The sequence below is a fragment of the Marinobacter sp. genome (assembly GCF_048266785.1).
GTDB lineage: Bacteria > Pseudomonadota > Gammaproteobacteria > Pseudomonadales > Oleiphilaceae > Marinobacter.
This window is the reverse complement of sequence record NZ_JBLWYX010000003.1, coordinates 188,236-206,846: the sequence shown is the minus strand read 5'-3', so window position 1 is coordinate 206,846 and position 18,611 is coordinate 188,236. Positions and strand designations below refer to the sequence as shown.

General features: G+C 51.7%; 24 protein-coding genes, 1 tRNA gene and 1 pseudogene. 16 read left to right on the top strand and 10 right to left on the bottom strand.

Annotated features, from left to right (window positions below; genetic code table 11):
* The first annotated feature begins 41 nt into the window (after window positions 1–41).
* The 3 genes from purC to ACN0V1_RS06430 are packed head-to-tail and all read left to right on the top strand — an operon-like array spanning window position 42 to window position 2,593.
* Window positions 42–755, top strand: coding sequence for a phosphoribosylaminoimidazolesuccinocarboxamide synthase (gene purC / locus ACN0V1_RS06440; RefSeq protein ID WP_417544215.1), 714 nt, complete (start codon window positions 42–44; stop codon window positions 753–755).
* Between the two features lie 45 nt (window positions 756–800).
* Window positions 801–1,550 carry a TIGR04219 family outer membrane beta-barrel protein gene (locus ACN0V1_RS06435; protein ID WP_417544214.1) on the top strand — a complete coding sequence of 250 codons (750 nt, stop codon included), beginning with the start codon at window positions 801–803 and terminating at the stop codon, window positions 1,548–1,550.
* A gap of 35 nt (window positions 1,551–1,585) precedes the next feature.
* On the top strand, window positions 1,586–2,593 hold the full coding sequence (locus ACN0V1_RS06430) for an NAD-dependent epimerase (protein ID WP_417544213.1): 1,008 nt from the start codon (window positions 1,586–1,588) through the stop codon (window positions 2,591–2,593).
* A 1-nt stretch (window position 2,594) separates the two neighbouring features.
* Here the strand turns inward: ACN0V1_RS06430 and ACN0V1_RS06425 are convergent, their stop codons facing one another.
* The 6 genes and pseudogenes from ACN0V1_RS06425 to ACN0V1_RS06400 all read right to left on the bottom strand — a co-directional run bounded on the left by ACN0V1_RS06425 (window position 2,595) and on the right by ACN0V1_RS06400 (window position 6,944).
* Window positions 2,595–2,990: a glutaredoxin family protein gene (locus ACN0V1_RS06425; protein WP_417544212.1), complete on the bottom strand. Its 396-nt coding sequence runs from the start codon at window positions 2,988–2,990 to the stop codon at window positions 2,595–2,597.
* A gap of 257 nt (window positions 2,991–3,247) precedes the next feature.
* Window positions 3,248–3,454, bottom strand: a complete 207-nt coding sequence (locus ACN0V1_RS06420) for a hypothetical protein (protein WP_417544211.1) — start codon at window positions 3,452–3,454, stop codon at window positions 3,248–3,250.
* A gap of 880 nt (window positions 3,455–4,334) precedes the next feature.
* Window positions 4,335–4,757, bottom strand: a pseudogene (locus ACN0V1_RS06415) (integrase core domain-containing protein); the annotation flags it as partial.
* A 196-nt stretch (window positions 4,758–4,953) separates the two neighbouring features.
* Entirely contained in the window at window positions 4,954–5,175 is a 222-nt protein-coding gene (locus ACN0V1_RS06410) for a hypothetical protein (protein ID WP_417544210.1), read from the bottom strand.
* A 76-nt stretch (window positions 5,176–5,251) separates the two neighbouring features.
* Window positions 5,252–5,785, bottom strand: coding sequence for a hypothetical protein (locus ACN0V1_RS06405; protein WP_417544209.1), 534 nt, complete (start codon window positions 5,783–5,785; stop codon window positions 5,252–5,254).
* Window positions 5,782–6,944, bottom strand: a protein-coding gene (locus tag ACN0V1_RS06400) for an IS3 family transposase (protein WP_144776824.1) whose coding sequence is annotated in 2 segments (ribosomal slippage) — window positions 5,782–6,689 and window positions 6,689–6,944 — 1,164 coding nt in all. Because the reading frame shifts where the segments join, the coding sequence is not laid out codon by codon here. The genes ACN0V1_RS06405 and ACN0V1_RS06400 overlap by 4 nt, the downstream gene beginning before the upstream one ends.
* A 468-nt stretch (window positions 6,945–7,412) precedes the next feature.
* Between ACN0V1_RS06400 and ACN0V1_RS06395 the strand changes: the two genes are divergently transcribed.
* From ACN0V1_RS06395 to ACN0V1_RS06375, 5 genes are all read left to right on the top strand, one after another.
* Window positions 7,413–7,967 (top strand): hypothetical protein, encoded by a 555-nt coding sequence (locus ACN0V1_RS06395; protein WP_417544208.1) that lies wholly within the window; start codon window positions 7,413–7,415, stop codon window positions 7,965–7,967.
* On the top strand, window positions 7,967–8,812 hold the full coding sequence (locus ACN0V1_RS06390; protein ID WP_417544207.1) for a hypothetical protein: 846 nt from the start codon (window positions 7,967–7,969) through the stop codon (window positions 8,810–8,812). The genes ACN0V1_RS06395 and ACN0V1_RS06390 overlap by 1 nt, the downstream gene beginning before the upstream one ends.
* Before the next feature lie 3 nt (window positions 8,813–8,815).
* The gene (locus ACN0V1_RS06385) at window positions 8,816–10,006 is read left to right on the top strand and encodes a hypothetical protein (RefSeq protein WP_417544206.1); all 1,191 of its coding nucleotides are present in this window, start codon (window positions 8,816–8,818) and stop codon (window positions 10,004–10,006) included.
* Between the two features lie 77 nt (window positions 10,007–10,083).
* Window positions 10,084–11,085: a sigma-70 family RNA polymerase sigma factor gene (locus ACN0V1_RS06380; RefSeq protein ID WP_417544205.1), complete on the top strand. Its 1,002-nt coding sequence runs from the start codon at window positions 10,084–10,086 to the stop codon at window positions 11,083–11,085.
* Complete coding sequence (locus tag ACN0V1_RS06375; RefSeq protein WP_417544204.1) at window positions 11,082–11,828, top strand: hypothetical protein; 747 nt, start codon at window positions 11,082–11,084, stop codon at window positions 11,826–11,828. Before ACN0V1_RS06380 ends, ACN0V1_RS06375 begins: the two co-directional genes overlap by 4 nt.
* A 31-nt stretch (window positions 11,829–11,859) precedes the next feature.
* On the opposite strand, the gene ACN0V1_RS06370 is transcribed toward ACN0V1_RS06375, so the two are convergent.
* Window positions 11,860–12,189, bottom strand: a complete 330-nt coding sequence (locus ACN0V1_RS06370) for a hypothetical protein (protein WP_417544203.1) — start codon at window positions 12,187–12,189, stop codon at window positions 11,860–11,862.
* Window positions 12,190–12,489: 300 nt separating this feature from the next.
* Here ACN0V1_RS06370 and ACN0V1_RS06365 point away from each other — a divergent pair, with 300 nt between their 5' ends.
* From ACN0V1_RS06365 to ACN0V1_RS06355, 3 genes are all read left to right on the top strand, one after another.
* Window positions 12,490–12,702, top strand: coding sequence for a DUF4224 domain-containing protein (locus tag ACN0V1_RS06365; protein WP_417544202.1), 213 nt, complete (start codon window positions 12,490–12,492; stop codon window positions 12,700–12,702).
* Window positions 12,703–12,902: 200 nt separating this feature from the next.
* Window positions 12,903–13,325: a hypothetical protein gene (locus ACN0V1_RS06360; RefSeq protein ID WP_417544201.1), complete on the top strand. Its 423-nt coding sequence runs from the start codon at window positions 12,903–12,905 to the stop codon at window positions 13,323–13,325.
* Window positions 13,316–13,729, top strand: coding sequence for a tyrosine-type recombinase/integrase (locus tag ACN0V1_RS06355; protein WP_417544200.1), 414 nt, complete (start codon window positions 13,316–13,318; stop codon window positions 13,727–13,729). Before ACN0V1_RS06360 ends, ACN0V1_RS06355 begins: the two co-directional genes overlap by 10 nt.
* Window positions 13,730–13,824: 95 nt before the next feature.
* On the opposite strand, the gene ACN0V1_RS06350 is transcribed toward ACN0V1_RS06355, so the two are convergent.
* Window positions 13,825–13,915, bottom strand: a tRNA-Ser gene (locus ACN0V1_RS06350).
* A gap of 257 nt (window positions 13,916–14,172) precedes the next feature.
* On the opposite strand from ACN0V1_RS06350, the gene ACN0V1_RS06345 reads away from it, so the two are divergent.
* The 5 genes from ACN0V1_RS06345 to ACN0V1_RS06325 all read left to right on the top strand — a co-directional run bounded on the left by ACN0V1_RS06345 (window position 14,173) and on the right by ACN0V1_RS06325 (window position 16,435).
* Complete coding sequence (locus ACN0V1_RS06345; protein WP_144776749.1) at window positions 14,173–14,892, top strand: Bax inhibitor-1/YccA family protein; 720 nt, start codon at window positions 14,173–14,175, stop codon at window positions 14,890–14,892.
* A 118-nt stretch (window positions 14,893–15,010) separates the two neighbouring features.
* A complete protein-coding gene (gene tusD, locus ACN0V1_RS06340; protein ID WP_417544199.1) occupies window positions 15,011–15,427 on the top strand; it encodes a sulfurtransferase complex subunit TusD in 417 nt (138 codons plus the stop codon).
* 2 nt (window positions 15,428–15,429) lie between these two features.
* Window positions 15,430–15,780 (top strand): DsrE family protein, encoded by a 351-nt coding sequence (locus ACN0V1_RS06335; protein ID WP_417544198.1) that lies wholly within the window; start codon window positions 15,430–15,432, stop codon window positions 15,778–15,780.
* A gap of 37 nt (window positions 15,781–15,817) precedes the next feature.
* Window positions 15,818–16,105 carry a sulfurtransferase complex subunit TusB gene (gene tusB, locus ACN0V1_RS06330; protein ID WP_417544197.1) on the top strand — a complete coding sequence of 96 codons (288 nt, stop codon included), beginning with the start codon at window positions 15,818–15,820 and terminating at the stop codon, window positions 16,103–16,105.
* Between the two features lie 3 nt (window positions 16,106–16,108).
* A complete protein-coding gene (locus ACN0V1_RS06325) occupies window positions 16,109–16,435 on the top strand; it encodes a TusE/DsrC/DsvC family sulfur relay protein (RefSeq protein ID WP_417544196.1) in 327 nt (108 codons plus the stop codon).
* A gap of 19 nt (window positions 16,436–16,454) precedes the next feature.
* On the opposite strand, the gene ACN0V1_RS06320 is transcribed toward ACN0V1_RS06325, so the two are convergent.
* Both ACN0V1_RS06320 and nfuA read right to left on the bottom strand, forming a co-directional pair.
* The gene (locus ACN0V1_RS06320) at window positions 16,455–17,654 is read right to left on the bottom strand and encodes a DUF445 domain-containing protein (RefSeq protein ID WP_417544195.1); all 1,200 of its coding nucleotides are present in this window, start codon (window positions 17,652–17,654) and stop codon (window positions 16,455–16,457) included.
* A gap of 195 nt (window positions 17,655–17,849) precedes the next feature.
* Window positions 17,850–18,437 (bottom strand): Fe-S biogenesis protein NfuA, encoded by a 588-nt coding sequence (gene nfuA, locus ACN0V1_RS06315; RefSeq protein WP_417544194.1) that lies wholly within the window; start codon window positions 18,435–18,437, stop codon window positions 17,850–17,852.
* Between the last annotated feature and the right edge of the window lie 174 nt (window positions 18,438–18,611).

The window sequence follows — 18,611 nt, the reverse complement described above, 5'->3', positions numbered from 1 at the left end:
CGGGGTGCCCGCGGTGCGGGCCTCCGTTTCGGAGACTTATAATGGAAAAACGCGAAGAACTCTACGCAGGCAAGGCCAAATCCGTGTTCCGTACCGACGATCCGGATCGCTTTGTTCTGGTCTTCCGGGACGATACCTCAGCGTTTGATGGTGAAAAGAAAGAGCAACTCAGCCGCAAGGGCATGGTTAACAATCGCTTTAACGCATTCATCATGGAGAAGCTTGAAGCCGCCGGTGTGCCAACACATTTTGAAGGCTTGCTGTCCGACACTGAAACCTTGGTGAAAAAGCTGGATATGATTCCCGTAGAGTGCGTGGTGCGAAATGTCTCTGCGGGCAGCCTCTGCCGCCGCCTTGGTGTGGAAGAGGGGCAGGAGCTGACTCCGCCAACCTATGAGCTGTTTCTGAAAAACGATGCTCTGCACGACCCAATGGTGAATGAGTCTCTGGCCGTTACTTTTAATTGGGCAAGCGAGACCGAGCTTGCGCAGATGAAAGAGCTCACTTACACAGTCAATGGTGTACTGAAAAACCTGTTTGATGACGCCGGAATGTTGCTGGTGGATTACAAACTGGAGTTCGGTCGCAGCGGCACGGATATTGTGCTGGGCGATGAATTCAGCCCGGACGGCTGCCGTATATGGGATAAAGAGACCCGCAAAAAGATGGACAAGGATCGCTTCCGCCAAGGACTGGGCGACGTTATCGAAACCTACGAGGAAGTTGGCCGCCGCCTTGGTATCAACTTCGACTGATTCCTGACGATAAATCCAAACAGACAATAACGATACAGGTGCACTATGCGTAAACTGACACTTGCGGTAGGCAGTTCTCTTGTTCTGGCCGCCCCTTTTCTGGTAGTACCTCTGGCGCAAGCCGACGTGGTGGGCTTGGGTGCCAGCGTGAGCTACTGGGATTCTGATTTATCCGGGACTGTATCGTCTGGCAACAGCCTGGTTGATGTAGACAATGAACTGCAAATGAAAGAAGACGGCAACGCAAATGCCAGCATCTACCTGGAGCACCCGGTACCTGTGTTGCCTAATGTACGCCTGGCTTATACGCTGGTTCAACAAAGCGGTAGAGGGACGCTTACCAATTCCTATATTAACATTGGTGCGGGTGCATCAGTGCGGTCAGATCTGGATCTGGAGCAACTGGATCTCACTTTGTACTACGAGATTCTCGACAACTGGGTAAATCTTGATCTGGGCTTGACCGTGCGGGACTTCTCGGGTGAGCTGCTGGTACAGAACATTGCGAACACCGCCCAGGTAAGCCGCACCGAGGCCGACGGTGTGTTGCCCATGGGCTATCTCTCAGCCCGCTTCGATCTGCCGCTGACCGGTGCAGCCGTTGGTGCTGAAGGCAACTTCATCAGCTTTGATGGCGACTCAATGCGCGACTTCAACGTATACGGCCAGTACAGCATTTCATTGCTGCAACTGCGTGCAGGCTACCGCCAGATCGCGATAGATTATGAAGACGGTGACGACGTTTTCGATGTGAAAATCGACGGACCTTTCATCAGTGCCGGCGTCACGTTCTAAAGCTGGTAAACGCGGTTTAAAAGGGAGCGAAAGACTTGAAGATTCTGGTAACGGGCACCGCCGGGTTCATCGGCGCGCAACTTGCGCATCGGTTACTGGAGCGGGGAAACGAAGTCATCGGCGTTGACAACGTCAACGATTATTACGATGTCAGTCTCAAGGAAGCCCGTTTAGCACGCCTGACCGGTTACCCCGGTTTCGCCGAAGTGCGCCAGGACATCGCAGATCGTTCTGTGATGGCAGATATTTTCGCAATGCATCGCCCTGAACGAGTCGTACACCTTGCCGCTCAGGCGGGTGTGCGATACTCACTGGAAAACCCTAACGCGTATGTGGATGCGAACCTTGTTGGCTTTATGAACATACTGGAAGGTTGCCGCCATAACGATGTGAAGCATCTGGTTTTCGCTTCAAGCAGTTCTGTTTATGGGGCGAACGAGGCCATGCCGTTTTCTGTCCATGATAACGTGGACCATCCCCTGAGCTTGTACGCTGCCTCTAAAAAAGCCAACGAGCTGATGGCCCACTCATACAGCCACCTGTATGGCTTGCCTACCACTGGCCTGCGGTTCTTTACGGTATATGGCCCTTGGGGCCGCCCGGACATGGCACCGTTTATCTTTACCAAAAAGATTCTTGCGGGTGAGCCAATCGATGTGTTCAACCATGGCCACCACAAGCGTGATTTCACCTACATCGACGATATTGTGGAGGGCGTTGTTCGCACGCTTGACCAAGTTGCCCAGCCCAACAACGACTGGAGCGGGCATGCCCCTGATTCTGGTACCAGCAAGGCCCCGTACCGCATCTACAACATTGGCAGTAACAACCCGGTCGAGCTGTCTCGCTTCATCGAAATAATTGAAGAGCGAACGGGTAAAAAAGCTCAGAAGAACCTGCTACCTATGCAACCAGGTGATGTAGTAGCCACCTACGCCGATGTCGATGACCTGATCAGCGACGTAGGGTACAAACCGGCCACGGGCGTGGAAGAGGGTATAGGCAACTTTGTGGACTGGTACCGCGAATTTTACCAAGTCTGATTTAGCCAACTTTCCCAAATCGCTGGTCCAGCCAGGCATTGATATGGCTGGATTCGTACATCCATTGTACGCTGCCATCCTCGTTTTTAATCCACAAGCAAGGCACTTTCACATTTCCGCCGCCTTGCTCCAGCTCGGCCCGGTGGGTCGCATTATGTTGGGCATCCCGCTTTTCAATATTCAGGTTTAGCCGCGCGATCTGTTTGCGTACTTTGACGCAGAAAGGGCAGGTTTTGAACTGATACAGCGCGAGGTTCTCGCAGGCCGAGTTCACCTTTTGTTGTTCCTCGCCACTGCGTTCCAAAGGTTTGCCCCCACCAAGCTTTTCGCTCAACAGCACAAAGGGCGTCAGAATAAGACGTAACGTCCGGAAAAAATAACGGATAACCACTCGCATTGAATAAACCTTTAATTTGGTACATGAATTCCGGTGGGCAGTATAAAGCAAAACCGGTATCGTTCGGGTAATCTGCTCGCGTTTATAAGGGGTTTTCAAGGAACTGAAAATGAAATCGATTTCCCTGTGGGATATACCCGCACGGTTGTTTCACTGGTTACTGGTACATACTGTTACAGGTTCACTGGCAACGGTAAATCTGGGTGGTACCTGGATGCTATGGCATAAACGTTTTGGGCTTGCCGTCGTTGGCCTGATCAGTTTTCGGTTTCCTGCTTATCGAAAAACTCGGGCTTAAGCTTCGTGTTGTCGTTCTTGTCCATGATTTTGCCCATATTCCATCCAGCAAAGGTAAACGCGCTCTGGCGAGTGTTGATCTGATCCTCGACGTCCATCTGAGCCATAACAGGTGTCGCTACAGCAGCGCTTAATGCCAAGGCCACAAAAAATCCCGATCTACGCATGGTTATTCCTCTCTGAACTATGGACATAATCAAGGTTATCCTTTCAGGAGAATGGTTCGATAAATACCGCCGGGTTAACACCGGCGAACCGTAAAGTTCGCGTAAACCTGTGGAATCAGGTCTTGAGTACACACTATCTCCGCATCGAAAAAAGCTCTTGATGAAATCGGTTTTGAGAAGGGAGTGGCGGGCGGGTTATTTCAATAATTCATTTTCGAGCATTGCGTGGGCATAAAAAAAGCCAGTTCTTACGGCTTGCGCAAGTAACTGACTTTCTCTGCAGAATTGGTAGGACCACCCAGATTCGAACTGGGGACCTCTACCATGTCAAAATTGTGGTTTTGGATGCGTAATTGCGCAAAAGTGTTGGTAAAATCGCGTAATTGTCACGAATTTAACGAATGGCTTGTCGCTACGCGAAATCAAGCACTTAGAAACTGTATATTTAGAAGCCTCAAGCGCTCTTCCATGACTTCCATAAACTGTGGTTATGTCCAAACACCGTGTTCGAGTCTGTCAATGATATCGCGGACGATACGATTTTTTCTGCAGAATCCATGGGATCCAAAGGTATTTCGTCACTCTCAAATAGCCTCTGCGTTGCAGCAACTGCCTCTGAACGTAATTGGTCTAGCGTGGGTGCGTGGTTGGTCATGTGCCTACCTCTCTATGTACGGGGCTCTTGATGTACCGAAAGCTGTATTCCCGGACTGTGAGTTCTCAGTCGAACCATGCATCCCAGTCTTCTGGGACAGCAGCGGGGTCTACGGCCGCTCTAATTTCTTGACGGAATTTCAGCTTTTCCAAGGCCTCAAGCTCGGGGGTGTTATGCTTACCGGGGCAGCGGTGTATTTCAAGATAGTTGGCACTGTTTCTGTGTTTAAGCCGCGTCTTTTTCTACAACGCATTTTTCCGGATTCAGTGTCGTTGGCCCAACGGGCTCGCAATTTCTGATCTGGCGACTTCCCCAGCGGCTCGGTGTCCGCTGTTTGGCTTGCTCCAGCACACGCTGACGCTGAGCCAGAATGGCAACATCCTCGCCAGTATGCCGCTCTTGGGGTGTGACGAAGCGCAGCTTGCTGTGCTTGTGCTCGGTGTTGTACAAAGTCACGAAGTGACCTACCCAGCGCCGCGCATCACTGAGGCTTTTAAAGCCGTATGAAGGCCATTCTGGACGGTATTTCAGCGTCTTGAATAGCGACTCTGAGAAGGCGTTGTCGTTGCTGACCCTTGGCCGGCTATACGAGGGTATTACGCCGAGCTATTCCATTTTCGCCTTCATGGTCTGGGCCTTCATCGGTGCTGGACCGCGTTTTCCGAGCCATGAGATAAGGGCATAACGATAAGCCAGAGAGGAGCAGGTCAATGAAAACATATGGCTCAACGCCAACGGGCGGAAAACTCTAATCAGTGATGCGAAAAAGGAAGAATGACTGTATGTAATGACATATGGGAGAAAGTTGAAGGTGTATAAAACACCTTCAACTCGACTCCGAATATTAAGCAGGACTACTGGTTTCTATCGAGCCGTCGGCACGCAAGATAAATCGCTTGTTTTTACGCACTGCTGAAGACTCTGAAGTTTCTGCCTCAACACCATGCCCGTCTCGGAGCACTTGGAAGAAGCCTTTCGCTGCGCGCTCTGCTGCTTCTGCGCTCTGCTCGTCTACCTGCTCAAACCGCGACAAAAGGTCAGTAGGACTATAGATTTCCGTGTTCATAGTTGCCTCCTAGGGCCCTTATTATAGCATGTGAACAGTGCTCGTGATTTTTACCGGTTCAGAATGGTCTTTGCAATTAATATTGGTTCAGACTATTTTTCCACTGCGTTCGAAGGGCCAGCATGTCCTTCAATAGCTCTAACAATGGTCGCAGATGGTTTATATAGGCATCCAGAGTCGCTTGGTCAAGAGATGTAGTTTCTGATGCTTGAATGGTAAGGACTGCAACCGGGAACCCCTCGGTGTCATCGTCGGGATCCGCGCCAGCCACCAGTCTGTAGGCGTACATGGACTTCACACCGTTCGCCGAGCGCCTCTTAAAATCTGCGATGAGCTCACTCTTCACTGTGTTGTTGATATTACAAAACTTAGCCACAAACTTACGTTTAGTGAGCACAGTTAGGTCGTCGACGTAGTACTCACCCCATTCCCACGCTAAGGGCGCCACGGGAATCGATAGGTTTCCATCCCACTCCGCAGTATTTTTGGCGGATTCGATTCTTTTATAGTCAGGCACCGGTAAGCATAGCTCGTCACATTGATAGTCCTGCGGAGCCAGATCGTTATTCTCACTGAGGTAAAAGCGATCGCTGTAGAATGTAGTGGTCAACTAATCCCGGACAGTATTTTAAGTTTTTCTTCCGCGACCACAGGTGGCATGCCGTCATTGAATGTATGAGGGCGCTGCCGGTTGTAGTAGTCCATCAGGTAGTCGCCGATATCCTTTCGTGCATCCGGAATTGATCGGTAACCGAGTGACGGAATCCATTCGCTCTTCAAGCTGCGAAAGACCCGTTCCATCGGAGAATTGTCCCAGCAATTTCCCCGGCGACTCATGCTTTGCTCCATGCGGTAACGCCAGAGCCTCTGACGGAATAATCGACTGGCGTACTGACTGCCCTGGTCGGAGTGGAACAGAACCCCAGTCGGCTTTCCTCGCTGCTCATACGCATGATCCAATGCCTTCACCACCAACTCGGCATCAGGCCGGTCTGATAGCGCCCAGCCAACGACCCGGCGGGCATAGAGATCCAGAACAACCGCCAGATAGCTCCATCGCTGACCAGCCCACACGTAGGTGATGTCACCGCACCACACCTGGTCTGGGCGACTGACGCTGAACTCACGATTCAGCCGGTTTGGAATGTCTGGCCTTTCCACGGAGGCCTGCTTGTAAGCGTGTGGACCAGGTTGTTTGCAGATCAGCCCCAGCTCACTCATCAGGCGGCGAACCTTGAAGCGTCCGATCACAACGCCTTCCTCATTAAGCATGGTGGTGATCATACGGCTTCCTGCTGAACTTCGGCTCTTGCGAAAGATCCGGTTTACATCGGCTCGCAGAACCACTCGCTCGGCGTCCACCACGGACCGCCTGCGGCGATAGTCGTAATAACTGGACCGCGAGACTTCAAACGCTTTACAGACCATCTCTACAGGCTCCTGCTCACTCAACTGGTCTATCAGCGCGTACGATTCATCTCGTCCGACATCAAGAGAGCGGTAGCCTTTTTTAATATCGATTTCTCCCGCTCTAGACGCTCGCAACGAGCTTCCAGTTCTTGGATCCGCTGCTGCTCCGGCGTCAACGCTTTCGACTTGGGTGTAACACCACCACGTTCCTCAGAAAGCTGTTTTACCCATCGCCTTAGGGCGTTCTCACCGACATTCAAAGAGCGGCTGGCTTCGGCAACACTGTAGCCCTGGTCAAGCACCAGACAGGCGGCTTCCTGTTTGAATTCTGGCGTAAAAGATCGTCGTTTCCTGGTCATCAGACACCTCACTTATGGTGGCGATATTACCACCTACGTTGGTGTCCGGAATCATTGAACCACTACACCCTACCTCTCATTAGCAGCGACAAATGTTGCTGAACCTGTCTTGAGTAAAATCCTGCAAAAGCTTCGCCCCTCTATAGCAAAGGGAGTGGATTTCACCATTCTTTCGGGCGGTGGTGCCGATTTATACAAGGAACCTGCATCAACGATTATGGAAGGTAGCCAGGTTCTAACCGTACGTGATCCCGTGACCACTATCGCTAAGGGGTTCTTCGAGTATGGCCGAGGATGAAACCATAAGAATTGTTGTGAAGTTGAATCCTTCCCGGCATCCAGAGCTGCATTAAGCGCTCAAGAATCGCTACGGCAAGGCTGAGCGGATTTAAAAATTCCGGCTTCTAGGGTTGCAGATTGCAGAATGCATGGACACTGGTAGTTAAACAAACAACATCCAGGTGCATTATGCAGCAAAAAAGAATGACATTAATCGCAATAGTTTTGGCCGTTGGCGCAGTCGGCTCCGGCTGCTCTTCGACTTACAAACCACCTCAAGTGGCAGACACTCTGATCTGGACATCCGACTCAGAGAAAGAGCGCCCCATGTGGACGTTGACCGGCGAGATTGAAGAAGACGCCGGCGAGCAGGTAATTCGATTCGTTGGAATGAGCAATCGGCATAGTACCCAGAAAGGTGCGCGAGATGCGGCTATGGATGATGCTCGCCGGCAGGTCGCCAATTACGCGACAACTGAGGTTGAGGATGTCGTGACGCGAATGGATAAAGGGGGAAGTCTTCAGAGCGACATTCAAGATCCGATGCAAAAACTGGAGCGTGTCACAACCCAAGTTTCAGTCCACGCACTAAGCAAGATGAAGCCGGTCGATTGGCGCTTCGAGCAATGGGGAGACAAAAAAAGGGGGAAAACCTTTTTTCAGGCCTTTGTTCGTACGTCTGTCCCTGAGAGCACCTTTGTCGTTCAGGAAAACGAAATCGTGAGCGCTCTGGAGGTGGAGTGATGTTCATTCTGCGCTCACTGGCAATCGTCACAACCCTTCTTTCGTTAGCAGGTTGCGCATCAGGCCCGGTAGCTCACGATCGTGGTGAGCTACCAGTCTGGACAACAAAAACCCAGTTTATTGATAACACGGTGGCCCGCCACGTCTTTGTCGGTATTGGTGAGGCATCCACTGAGTCTGAGGCTATGCGTCGGGCAAGAAGCGACGCGCAGGCCCAGTACATTCGAGCAGTGGGTGGAATTGTTGTAACCAGCCAAAGAACACAGGCGACCGAAAAGACTGACCCGGGCGGGATCTCACAAAGATCCGTTTCTAGCGAACGGTACACGGGCTCTACCTCCTCTGCCCTGCTCCACAGCACGCAATCGGAGCATGCGATTTACCGAGGAGAGGGGCCTGTAACCGCCTATGTCCGCATGAGTGTTCCGGTCGATGTTTTGGAGAATGCCAGAGAGGAAGTTAAGCGGAGTCACGAACAGGCCATCATGCGGAAGCTGGAGGCGTACAAGCTTGCCAAAGAGTCCCGCCAGGGCGATGCGGGCGGCACCGTTTATGCGTTTGTCGTCGAGAAATCATCCTCCGAACGGCAGTCAGGCATGTCCATGATTTCAGTTGAACGCAAGGCTCGAGAAAACGCCCGGCATATTGCTCGGATTTCAGCGACAGAACAAATTCACGGGCTGAGTGTGAAGTCAGCGGCCGTTCAATCTGGTAGCCGCTCTAATTGGAGTTTCACAACATCTTCCGGCTCCGTGCGCTCTGAGATCATTGCAGAGCGGGTCTGGTGGGAAGGCAGCACCGCTGTTGCAGAGAGCTATGTGCTTGGCTGGAAAAACAAGGAGTAATATATGAACACTATGTGCCGAACTATTACTTTCGCTTTAGCTGCAATGACGGCCCAGGCAGCACTAGCGAGCACGCAGGTAACCGTTGGGGCTACTGCGTCCAATCGCGATGCCGCTATCGAGCTGGCCCTGGGCGACGCCCTGGTTGAGGCTCTTGGCAGCCATGTGTTTTCTGTTTCAACAAAGACCGGAGACACGTTCAAGTCGATGTCTACATCGGTTACCTCGGGGCGCGTTGATGACTTCGAGGTGCTAGAAGAATACGAGACTTTCGACGGCGTGCATGTGCGCTTATCTGTGAACCTGACAGATCAGAATTTGTCGCGCATTGCCCCGAAAGAAATCAAAACATGGGAGCAACGCATCGATGAGACGCACTCTTTGGGAATGGCTCAGCGAACCGTTGGTGATTACCGCCGGGTGCTTGATGAGTTTCTGGTTGGCCCACGAAATCAGTTGAATGCAGGGTATGCCTTCGTCCTGAGATCCTACGACGTTCGCTCTGTTGATTCTGGCTCTATAAGCGGCAACATCTATATCGATGTCACGGTCAATCAATCCTGGTGGAACACCTACTATCACCTTGTGAGTGTACTGGCACCGCAAGGCAACCAAGTATTACAGGAAGGGGAGCTGGATGTTTATCAAAAAGTTGCCCGGGTGAGTTATGAGAAAGGTGGGCCGGTGGATAGATCCCTACAGTATGACTTGGCTCACCCGCTACCCGTGCGTTTATCAGTTGGCGCGCTCACCTCTCAGTTCATTTTGTATAAGAATGCCCTACTCGTTTCCGCTCAGCCAATGACGATGGATACTGCGACTAACGCATACCAAAAACAGCAGGCACGACTTGGAGAAATATCGATGTTGAAGGGTAACGTCGCAGCTGGCACCGCAGAAATAGATCGCTACAAATCGGCTCTTTCGTGCGGGACGGTAGTGAGTGGCAAATCTGCCGTCTATTGCGGCGAAAGGTTCACTATTAAAATCCCCTTTGACGCTCGAAACGAGTCAGAAGTGGTTGAGATGATGCATCAAGGGTTGAATGCGGAGCTCAATCTATTCGGCTCGGCTTGCGAGAAAGACTGTGACATTTTCAAAGAGAAAACATTTCATGACGTGAGTGATGCTGAGCTGATAATAGAAGCAATTCAGAGTGCTCGCTCCCGCCATGGCAATCACCGCAGATACTAAAGGCGGGATGGTCCGCGCTTGCAGTTTCGATGCCCCATGAGAATCTCTAGCTAACCCTAAAATTACTGGAGTGATCAGTGGGCATAAATTTTTCTGAAGGAAATCGAGCCACTCTATTAACGCCGGAAAACACGCCAGACCTTAAAGAGACGGCACCCAGCTACCTATTGGGCGGGCAACCCGTTGAGCATCAAATAGCTAGAGAAATTGGTTGGTCACTGACGAGTCTATTTCGGGCCACTGGACGGCGGCCAGACATCTGGAACGCAGCACTAAAACGAATGGCGCCTCACAGACCTACACAAGCTCGCCGAGCGTTCCGGGAATTTATGTCTTGGGGTGACGACCAGCGAGACCAAACGATGTTCGCGCTTGAGAGCGCTATCGACTGGGCAACTGAAGATCAAGGGAAGCGGCTCCAGGACGTGATCAGTGAATGCCAATTGTCCCCGGCCTTAGCCCATGCACTTTTCTCCTGTTGGCCTGCGTCCGAGCGCGACGCCATCAGCGAGCCTTACAACCGGTGGCGCAAAGCCGTCAACAAGCTCGTGACCAGGTATCAGCGGCTGGCCTTCAAGTTAGCTAGTCAGCAACACCAAAGAACTGGAGGAGATGGGGACTGGGTATCACACGCATTCTTTGCGCTGATCAGGGCCGCAGAGATGTACGACAACCCAACCAAAGCGGAATTCATGACTTTTGCATACCGGTGGATCAAGTTTGAATTAAAGAAGGCGTCTGAGCGCGAATATGAAAACAATAGACTTACATCATTCACACTGGACACGCACAGTGAAGCCAAACACATCTTAAACGGAGACGAGAAAGATCTTGTAGGCTTATTGGCGAACCCCGATCAACAGTTTGTGGCTCTCAATCGAGCGAAGGAGATTTGTTCAGCAATCAACCTGCTCACCGCGCGTGAGCAATTCGTCATACGTCGACTCTATGGATTAAATGAGGAAGAGCTGACCTCAACGGCGCAGCAGGTATCTCTAGATATTGGAGTAACGAGAGCAAGAGTCTATCAGATCAAAGCAACGGCCTTCTCAAAGTTACGGCAAAGGTTAGCCCTATGAATGTAAAACAAATGTTTGGTCAAATTTTCTTTGGCCTTCTGCTTGCCATTGCAGGCCTCAGTTCAGCGTCAGCCTGGGACTTCGACCGAACACGGGCTGCGGACATCATGGATCGCGCGTCCAACGACGGCGATCAGACCGCACAACTTCTCCTGGCTTTCGCCTTGGACGATCGAATTAAGACTAATTTCGACAATTACCAGTTTCGCCTGCCCATCGTTACTGACGAAAGCCGGCGGCACATCCAACACCTCCATCCCGATCGCATCTATGAAAACCTAATGCTTGGTCGTCAGAGCGTCACCAAGGAAAGCATGATGGCCTATTCGCTGATGGGGTCGTTCGCCCTGACCGGTCAGAGTTATTGGATGGCTGCCAATTACTACAGCATGGCGGCAACCATTGGGCACAAATTGCTTAACGGAGGCATGCACCCTGAAATTAACGCTGTCACGCAAGACGCCCGGGCCGGCATGGTTGCAGCAATGGTGTGCAATGGAGATACACCTCGACAGAATTCTGGCAGTAAGATCGCATCGATGTTGCGCCGCATGCCCGCGTCGGGCATGGCCGCCGATTACCTTGCTTTCATCGAGCGAAATACTCGCGGCTCAACAAGTGCATTCTCAATGGAAGGGACTGGGTGTTTTAGGTCTCCCTTGCGTAACGCAACGGTGATTTTGCCGATAGCACCGTACAACTATGAAATAAACACCCGCAAAGCGACGACCGTGTTGCGATAGCCGCATCTATTTTCGAGCATTCTCCTCGACACTAGTGGAGCACTGTATTTTCGGAAATAGAGACAAGTCCGACGACCAATCCCCAGCTCATAACCTCAATGGCGTAATGAATCAGCTTTTTGGGCTGGTACTGAGAATGACGTAACAACCCGTGTGTGTCGTTCCGGAGATTCCCTACCAACCGGTCATTGAACATTTCAATGGCGACTGAGGTGATATTGCTGTCTTGGTACTCGTAAAATTCGATGATGATATTCCTGGCATTGACCAAATGTGCATTACCTGGAGCGCAGTCGTCAGAATGATCTACCTGAACAATCGCCTCAGTGAACATTTCCAGAATAATTTTAAATCTATCCACCGAAATGCAATTACCGTGGCCTGCAAGCAGGTTGCTAAGGGTTATTGATACGTGAGTTTCAGGCGCTGTGTGCCGCATTGCTGGTTCCTACCGTGTATGGATTCACACCACCATGCCTGCGTGCTCCCAATAACTAAGTTTTGCACTCCCCTGCAGAACGGCGGCAGTTTTATGCGGTCGTTCGGCGCTTGCACCTAGAAAAAAAGTCTTACAGTAGTTTAAAGGCTCGGTCGTTGCGGCCTCCGGCGAGGCGTCTCCAAACGCCCAGCTAGTTCCGATTAAGAAGTACGGGAGATTGTCATGTTCTTGACCAATAACGAAGTAGTGAGGCTAACCGGAAGGCACCGGCGAACTCAACAAAAACAGGTTCTTGAGGCCCTTGGGATTGTATACATCGAAAATGGCATCGATGAACTGGTGATTTCAAAGACTCATGTTGAACGCGTTTTGTCGGATAATACCCAGCGCGGCATCGAAACCGGTCCGAATTTTAATGCGCTAAGGAGTGTTTAATGAGCCCGAGGCGGCGATCCCGTGATCATGACATGCCGACTTATGTACACTGGAAGAACGGCAAATGGAGATTCAAAACACCCGCGCACCTACGAAACTACGTTCCAGGGCGAAAGACGTGGATCACCCTAGATTCTGACAAGAAGGAGGCGCTAAGAAAGTATGCAGAACTGGTTGGCAACCTGTCTGCAGAATCCGGTATGAGCAAACTGTTTAATCGATACGCTGCAGAGGTGATTCCCTCAAAGGCACCTCGCACTCAGAAGGACAATACAAAAGAATTGAAAAAACTACGAAGCGTGTTTGGTGAAATGCACCCCAGCGAGCTTTCAACCATGCATTGCCAGCAGTATCTTGATGTTCGTGGTCGTTCATCCAAAACCCAAGCAAATCACGAAATTGCCCTACTCTCGCACATTTTTAGAAAAGCGATGCAATGGGGAATTGTTGATCGCAATCCTGTTAAGGGCGTGGAAAAGCACAAAATCGTTGCACGAGATAGATACGTCGAAGATTGGGAGTTAGACGAATTCCTTTCAGTTGCAACGCCTTTCATTCGGGCCTGGGTAGAAGTGAAGCTGATGACGGGTTTAGCCAAGGCGATATGCTGGCCATGCCTCTAAATGCATTGCGGAATGACGGCATACATTTTAAAAGCAGAAAAACTGGGCGCAAGGGCTTCATACCTTGGACACCAGAGCTCAAAGCAGCAGTGACAGCATTGAAGACTTGTAATCAAAAACAAGGGTTGACGGTTGTCTGTGATCGCAGCGGTAAGCCGATGAGCGACAGCGCTTTTCAAAATCGTTGGCGAACGGTGATGACCGATGCGCTTAAAAACACAGATCTGGTTGAGCGGTTTACCGAACACGACTTGAGAGCTAAACACGCAACTGACGTAGATGCTGCAGGCGGCGATGCCACAGCGAACCTTTTGCACGATGATAAGCGCACTACAGATGGTTATTTGAGAGCCAAGAAAGCCGTAACTATTAAGGCGTGGAATCGGAGAAAATCGGAAGGATAATATACAACTGTATATTATAGGGGATACTCGTAAATATTCGGGAAGTGCTTGGAGCCTAAACGCTCAACTCTAACCACTTGGATTCAAAGGGAAAATGGCGGTGGGCCAGGGATTCGAACCCCGGGAAGGCTACAAACCTTCGGCGGTTTTCAAGACCGCTGCATTAAGCCACTCTGCCAGCCCACCGTTTTCCATTGCTGTCGAGCGACAGCGGTGTGCATGATACCGGAATTGCCTGTGCTGTCAACGCCCTGCACAAAACCGATGGCACATCCCAACATTAACTGCTTTTAATGGAATTCGGAGGCGATTTTTGTGTCGTAAATGATTGAAAGTTCAGAATTCGACATTACTATGGAGTGTAATTCCAGGTGATTGGCGTTCATCAGGCTCCGCGGCCTGACGCCAGCAACCCAACAAGCTGGATTAAACCGGAGATCAGAATGCAAAACAGACAGTACAATGTTCAGCAGAACCGCAAAGGCATGATTGCCCGCGGATCCGCTACCGCACCGATCAGTGCTTCAGCGACCAAGGTTCTGCGAAACACTTACACGCTGCTTGCAATGACGCTGATATTCAGTGCTGTCATGGCGGGCGTTTCAATGTCCATTGGCCTGAGCCAAGGCGCAAGCCTTGTGAGCAGTCTGGGCGCACTTGCTCTGATTTGGCTGGTGCTACCACGCACTGCCAATAGCTCTGCCGGTATTGCTGTTGTGTTCGCCTTTACCGGCCTGCTTGGCCTTTCTCTTGGCCCGATTCTGACGTATTACCTGCAGTTCTCTAATGGCGGGCAAATCATCATGCAGGCCCTGGGTGGAACGGGCCTGGTGTTTTTCGCCCTGTCCGGCTACGTGCTGACCACGAAAAAAGACTTCAGCTTCATGCGTGGCATGCTGGTTGCCGGCCTGGTTGTTGTACTGGTTGCAGCTCTGGGCTCCATCGTTGCGGGTATGTTTGGAGTTGAGATCACAGCAATCAGCCTGGCGATCAGCGCTGCGATCGTGTTCCTGATGTCGGGTTTCATCCTGTATGACACCAGCCGCATTGTGAACGGTGGCGAGACCAACTACATCATGGCTACCACTGGCCTGTACCTGAACATCTACAACCTGTTCGTGAGCTTGCTGCACCTTATCGGTGCCTTCTCCGGCAACGATTAAGATCCGGCGCAGCTTGCGCCAATAAGTTTGCGGAAACCCCGGCCTTTGCCGGGGTTTTTGCTATTGGTACACTTGGCCCATCTAAGGCTGAAACTGCACTCAGGCAAGAACTGAAACCATGGCGGCTATCCAACTGCAAAACTACACGCTGGTTATTACCGGAGCGCCCTACTCTTCCCAGGCTCCGCAAACAGCCTTATCGTTCGCCCGGGCTGCGATCACGGCAGGACATACGCTGGATAGAGTATTTCTCTATGGCGACGGGGTTCATCTCGCCTCAGCGCTCTCTGCGCCGCCTTCAGACGAAACCCATTGGCCAGATGAGTGGGCGGGGTTTCTGAAAGATAATGCCATCCCGGGTGTCGCCTGTATCGCATCCGCCTTAAGGCGTGGGGTCGTAAACGAGCCTGAACAAAAGCGTTATGAACTGCCGGCCAGCAATCTTCTCGAACCCTTCGTGATAGCCGGGCTTGGCGAGTGGGTTGAAGGCACTATGGCGTCGTCGCGCGTTATCTATTTCCATGCAGGAGGTTGAGCGTGAGCACCTTGATTGTGATTGACCAGCCCCCTTACGGAACCTGGGCGGGACGTGAAGCCCTCGACATGGCGTTTTCCCTCGCCGCATTCGACCAGCCTGTATCGCTGCTGTTTACAGGTGCGGGCGTTAGCTGGTTGCGCAAGCTCCAGCAAACAAGCGAAATTGAACAAAAATCCGTGGAGAGGAACCTTTCTGCGGCACCCATTTTTGGCGTTGAAGCACTGTATGCAGACGCAGACGCCTGTACTCGCTATGGGCTTACGCTGGAAGATATGGTGGCAGGCGTCACAATGTCCGGGAGCAATTCGGAATTGCTTCATCAATACGCACATACTGCCTTTGCCGGCTGATTCCCACGTACCCTTCAGCAAAGAGCCAGGACCTGTTATGACACCCATTCATACCCTCCACATTCTGAACAAGTCACCCGAGCATCCGCGATCGGTAGCGTGTATGGGTGCGCTCAGGCCCGGAGACGCGTTACTTCTCACTGAGAACGCTGTATTGGCCCTTGCCCTGCAAGACAATACTGCGGCAAGTATTAGCGTTTATGCTCTGGCGCCGGATGTCGCGGCTCGTGGGCTCGGCCAATGCCCCGGCGGGATTGCTGCTTTGGTGGATTTTCCTGCGATGGTTGATCTGACAGCTCAGGCTCAAAACGTAATCAGTTGGTGACCCATGACAGGCTCCGTGATGCCCGCCCGGAACAATGAAGGTTTTCTCGAAAACGCCAACGATTGGACACCTGAAACTGCGACTGTGATTGCTGCAGACGACGGCATTGAGCTCAATGAAAAGCATTGGGAAATCATTGAGTTTTTGCGCATATTTTACAAAGAACATGACATGTCTCCGCCCTCGAATCGACTGTTCGTCAAATCGGTGAAAGAGGCCTTGGGTGAAGAAAGGGGCAACAGTATTTATCTCATGCAACTGTTCCCGGGCACGCCTGCGAAAACGGCATGCCGTATTGCCGGCCTGCCCCGGCCGACAAACTGCCTTTAGCGATTACCGTCCTTTATCCTCACCATACAGAATACCCCAGTACAATAAACTGAACGACGCCGGCCAGAGCACCAAACACTCCGCCTATAAACATCAATTGAATCTCTTCCTCGCGGAATGCCGGGCGGAGTATGTCCTGGAACTCCGCTGGCCGTAACGCTTTCATTTGCCCGGCCAATACTCCCGCGACAACTGGCGCCCGCTCTTTATTGAAACCGGGGTTACTAAACACGTCGCTGGTCGCCAGCAATGCCTGCTGGTTCATGGCTTTTTTCAGCTCGGTATAACCGCTCAAACCAACAGTTACCTGCGCACCAAGCTTCATCAGCAGTGAGTTGTCCAGTAAAGGCCTCAGGTGCTTCTGCATAATGGCGCGAGTGCGGTCGCCCTGATTACCGTTGATCATTGCGTCAGCCACCTTCTCTACGGTTATCAGTTCTTCAGCAACCAGCCTTGCCCAGATGTCGCTGATTTCAGGCTGGCGACGCAATAACAGGCCCTGGATTTTCCAAAACAGAAACCGACGCGGCGCCAGCGGTGCAAAGAGCAAAGTAATGGCGAGCCAGTTGGTGATAAAACCGATCACGAACCCGCCAACCGGCAAAAGCCAGGGCGCGGGATAGATCGACCAGGCAGCCGCAAGAAAGCAGCCCAGAACGCCGCCAATAATCGCCCCGCGATTGATAACCGATCGGAGCTCAACCGAGCCTGCCTGCTGGAATATGCGATTCATTAAATCGGGGTGTTGCTTCAGTTCACGGCTTAGCAATGCTTTGAGATCGACCAATTCATCAAGGTCATCGCCGAAATCCTCAACGAGGTTTTCGATTCGGGCAGGCAACTGCTCCCGTGCCCACTGATAAATCCGGCGGCGCAAAAACAGGGGCAAGTTATCCCAAAGCACAGGTTGGGTTTCGTACATCATTTCATCAATGTACTCATCCAGCCGTGGCGTTACCTGGGAGATCACCTGTTCAATAATGTGTTGAGGTTCAAGTTTCTGATATACGGCGTTCAGATCGCCAAACTGCCGCAGCGTCCGGTCAATGCAGATGTGCGCCATTTTCTCCGCCTTGCGCGGAATAACGCCCTGCCATCCGACGAGACCAACGCCGATAAACTGAACCGGGTAGAAAGACATCTGTATGGCAAGCCAGTTGGTAAACCAGCCTACCAGGGCGGCTATTACAGGCACGGACAGAAGTGCAGCGTCAAGCAAAGGGAACCCCGATTGTACAAGTGTAGACGGTGAGTCTGCAGGTCATATTATTTGTGGTCGGGCGGGAAGGACCTGCCGCCTGAGTTCAGGGGCCAGATTATGCGAAAGCTCGGCCAGTGTGACATTGGCCGAGCAGCCATCGCGAAGGGGCAAGTGCGGCTGCCCGCATCGGGCAAAGTATCTTAATGATATCCGTTACTGGTAGTAGGCGTTCTCGGTTTGCGTGTGATCCGTTACATCACGAACAGCCGTGATTTCGGGAACGCGCTCTTTGAGGGTCGATTCAACGCCCTGCTTCAGCGTAAGACTGACCGCTGAGCAACCCTGGCAACCACCACCAAACCTCAGAACGGCGACAGATCCGTCAACGATTTCAACCAATGAAACATCACCGCCGTGGGAAGCAAGATTCGGATTGATTTCCGACGCCAGAACGTAATTTACACGGTCAGGCAAAGGCGCGTTTTCATCAACGCTTGGAACTTTGGCGTTCGGCGCCTTGATCGTGAGTTGTCCACCCATCTGGTCCTTGGAGTAGTCTACGTAGGCTTCCTCAAGGAACGGCACGGAGTTGTGATCCAGATACAACGTGAACTTTTCGAGGTCTACCTGCTCATCCGTAGGTACGATCTCGTTAGGCGGGCAATAAGCCAGACAGGTTTCAGCGTTCTTGGTGCCTGGCTGGGTTACAAAAATTCGAACGCCCATGCCCTCCACATCCTGCTTTTCGATAAGTTGTGCAAGATAATCCCGTGCGGGATCTGTCACAGTAACCAAAGCCATGTTTTAAACCCGTTGGTAAGTTTAAATTCATTTTAAGGGAGTTTGCGGCAACATGAAAGACCAAGTAATTTGGTGGGTCTTTATCAGGGTAATCACTTTCACGTACTATACCCTCCGCACTCGACGCTTGACGTAAGTAAAGAACAACTGCGCGCGGAACTACGACTGGCACCG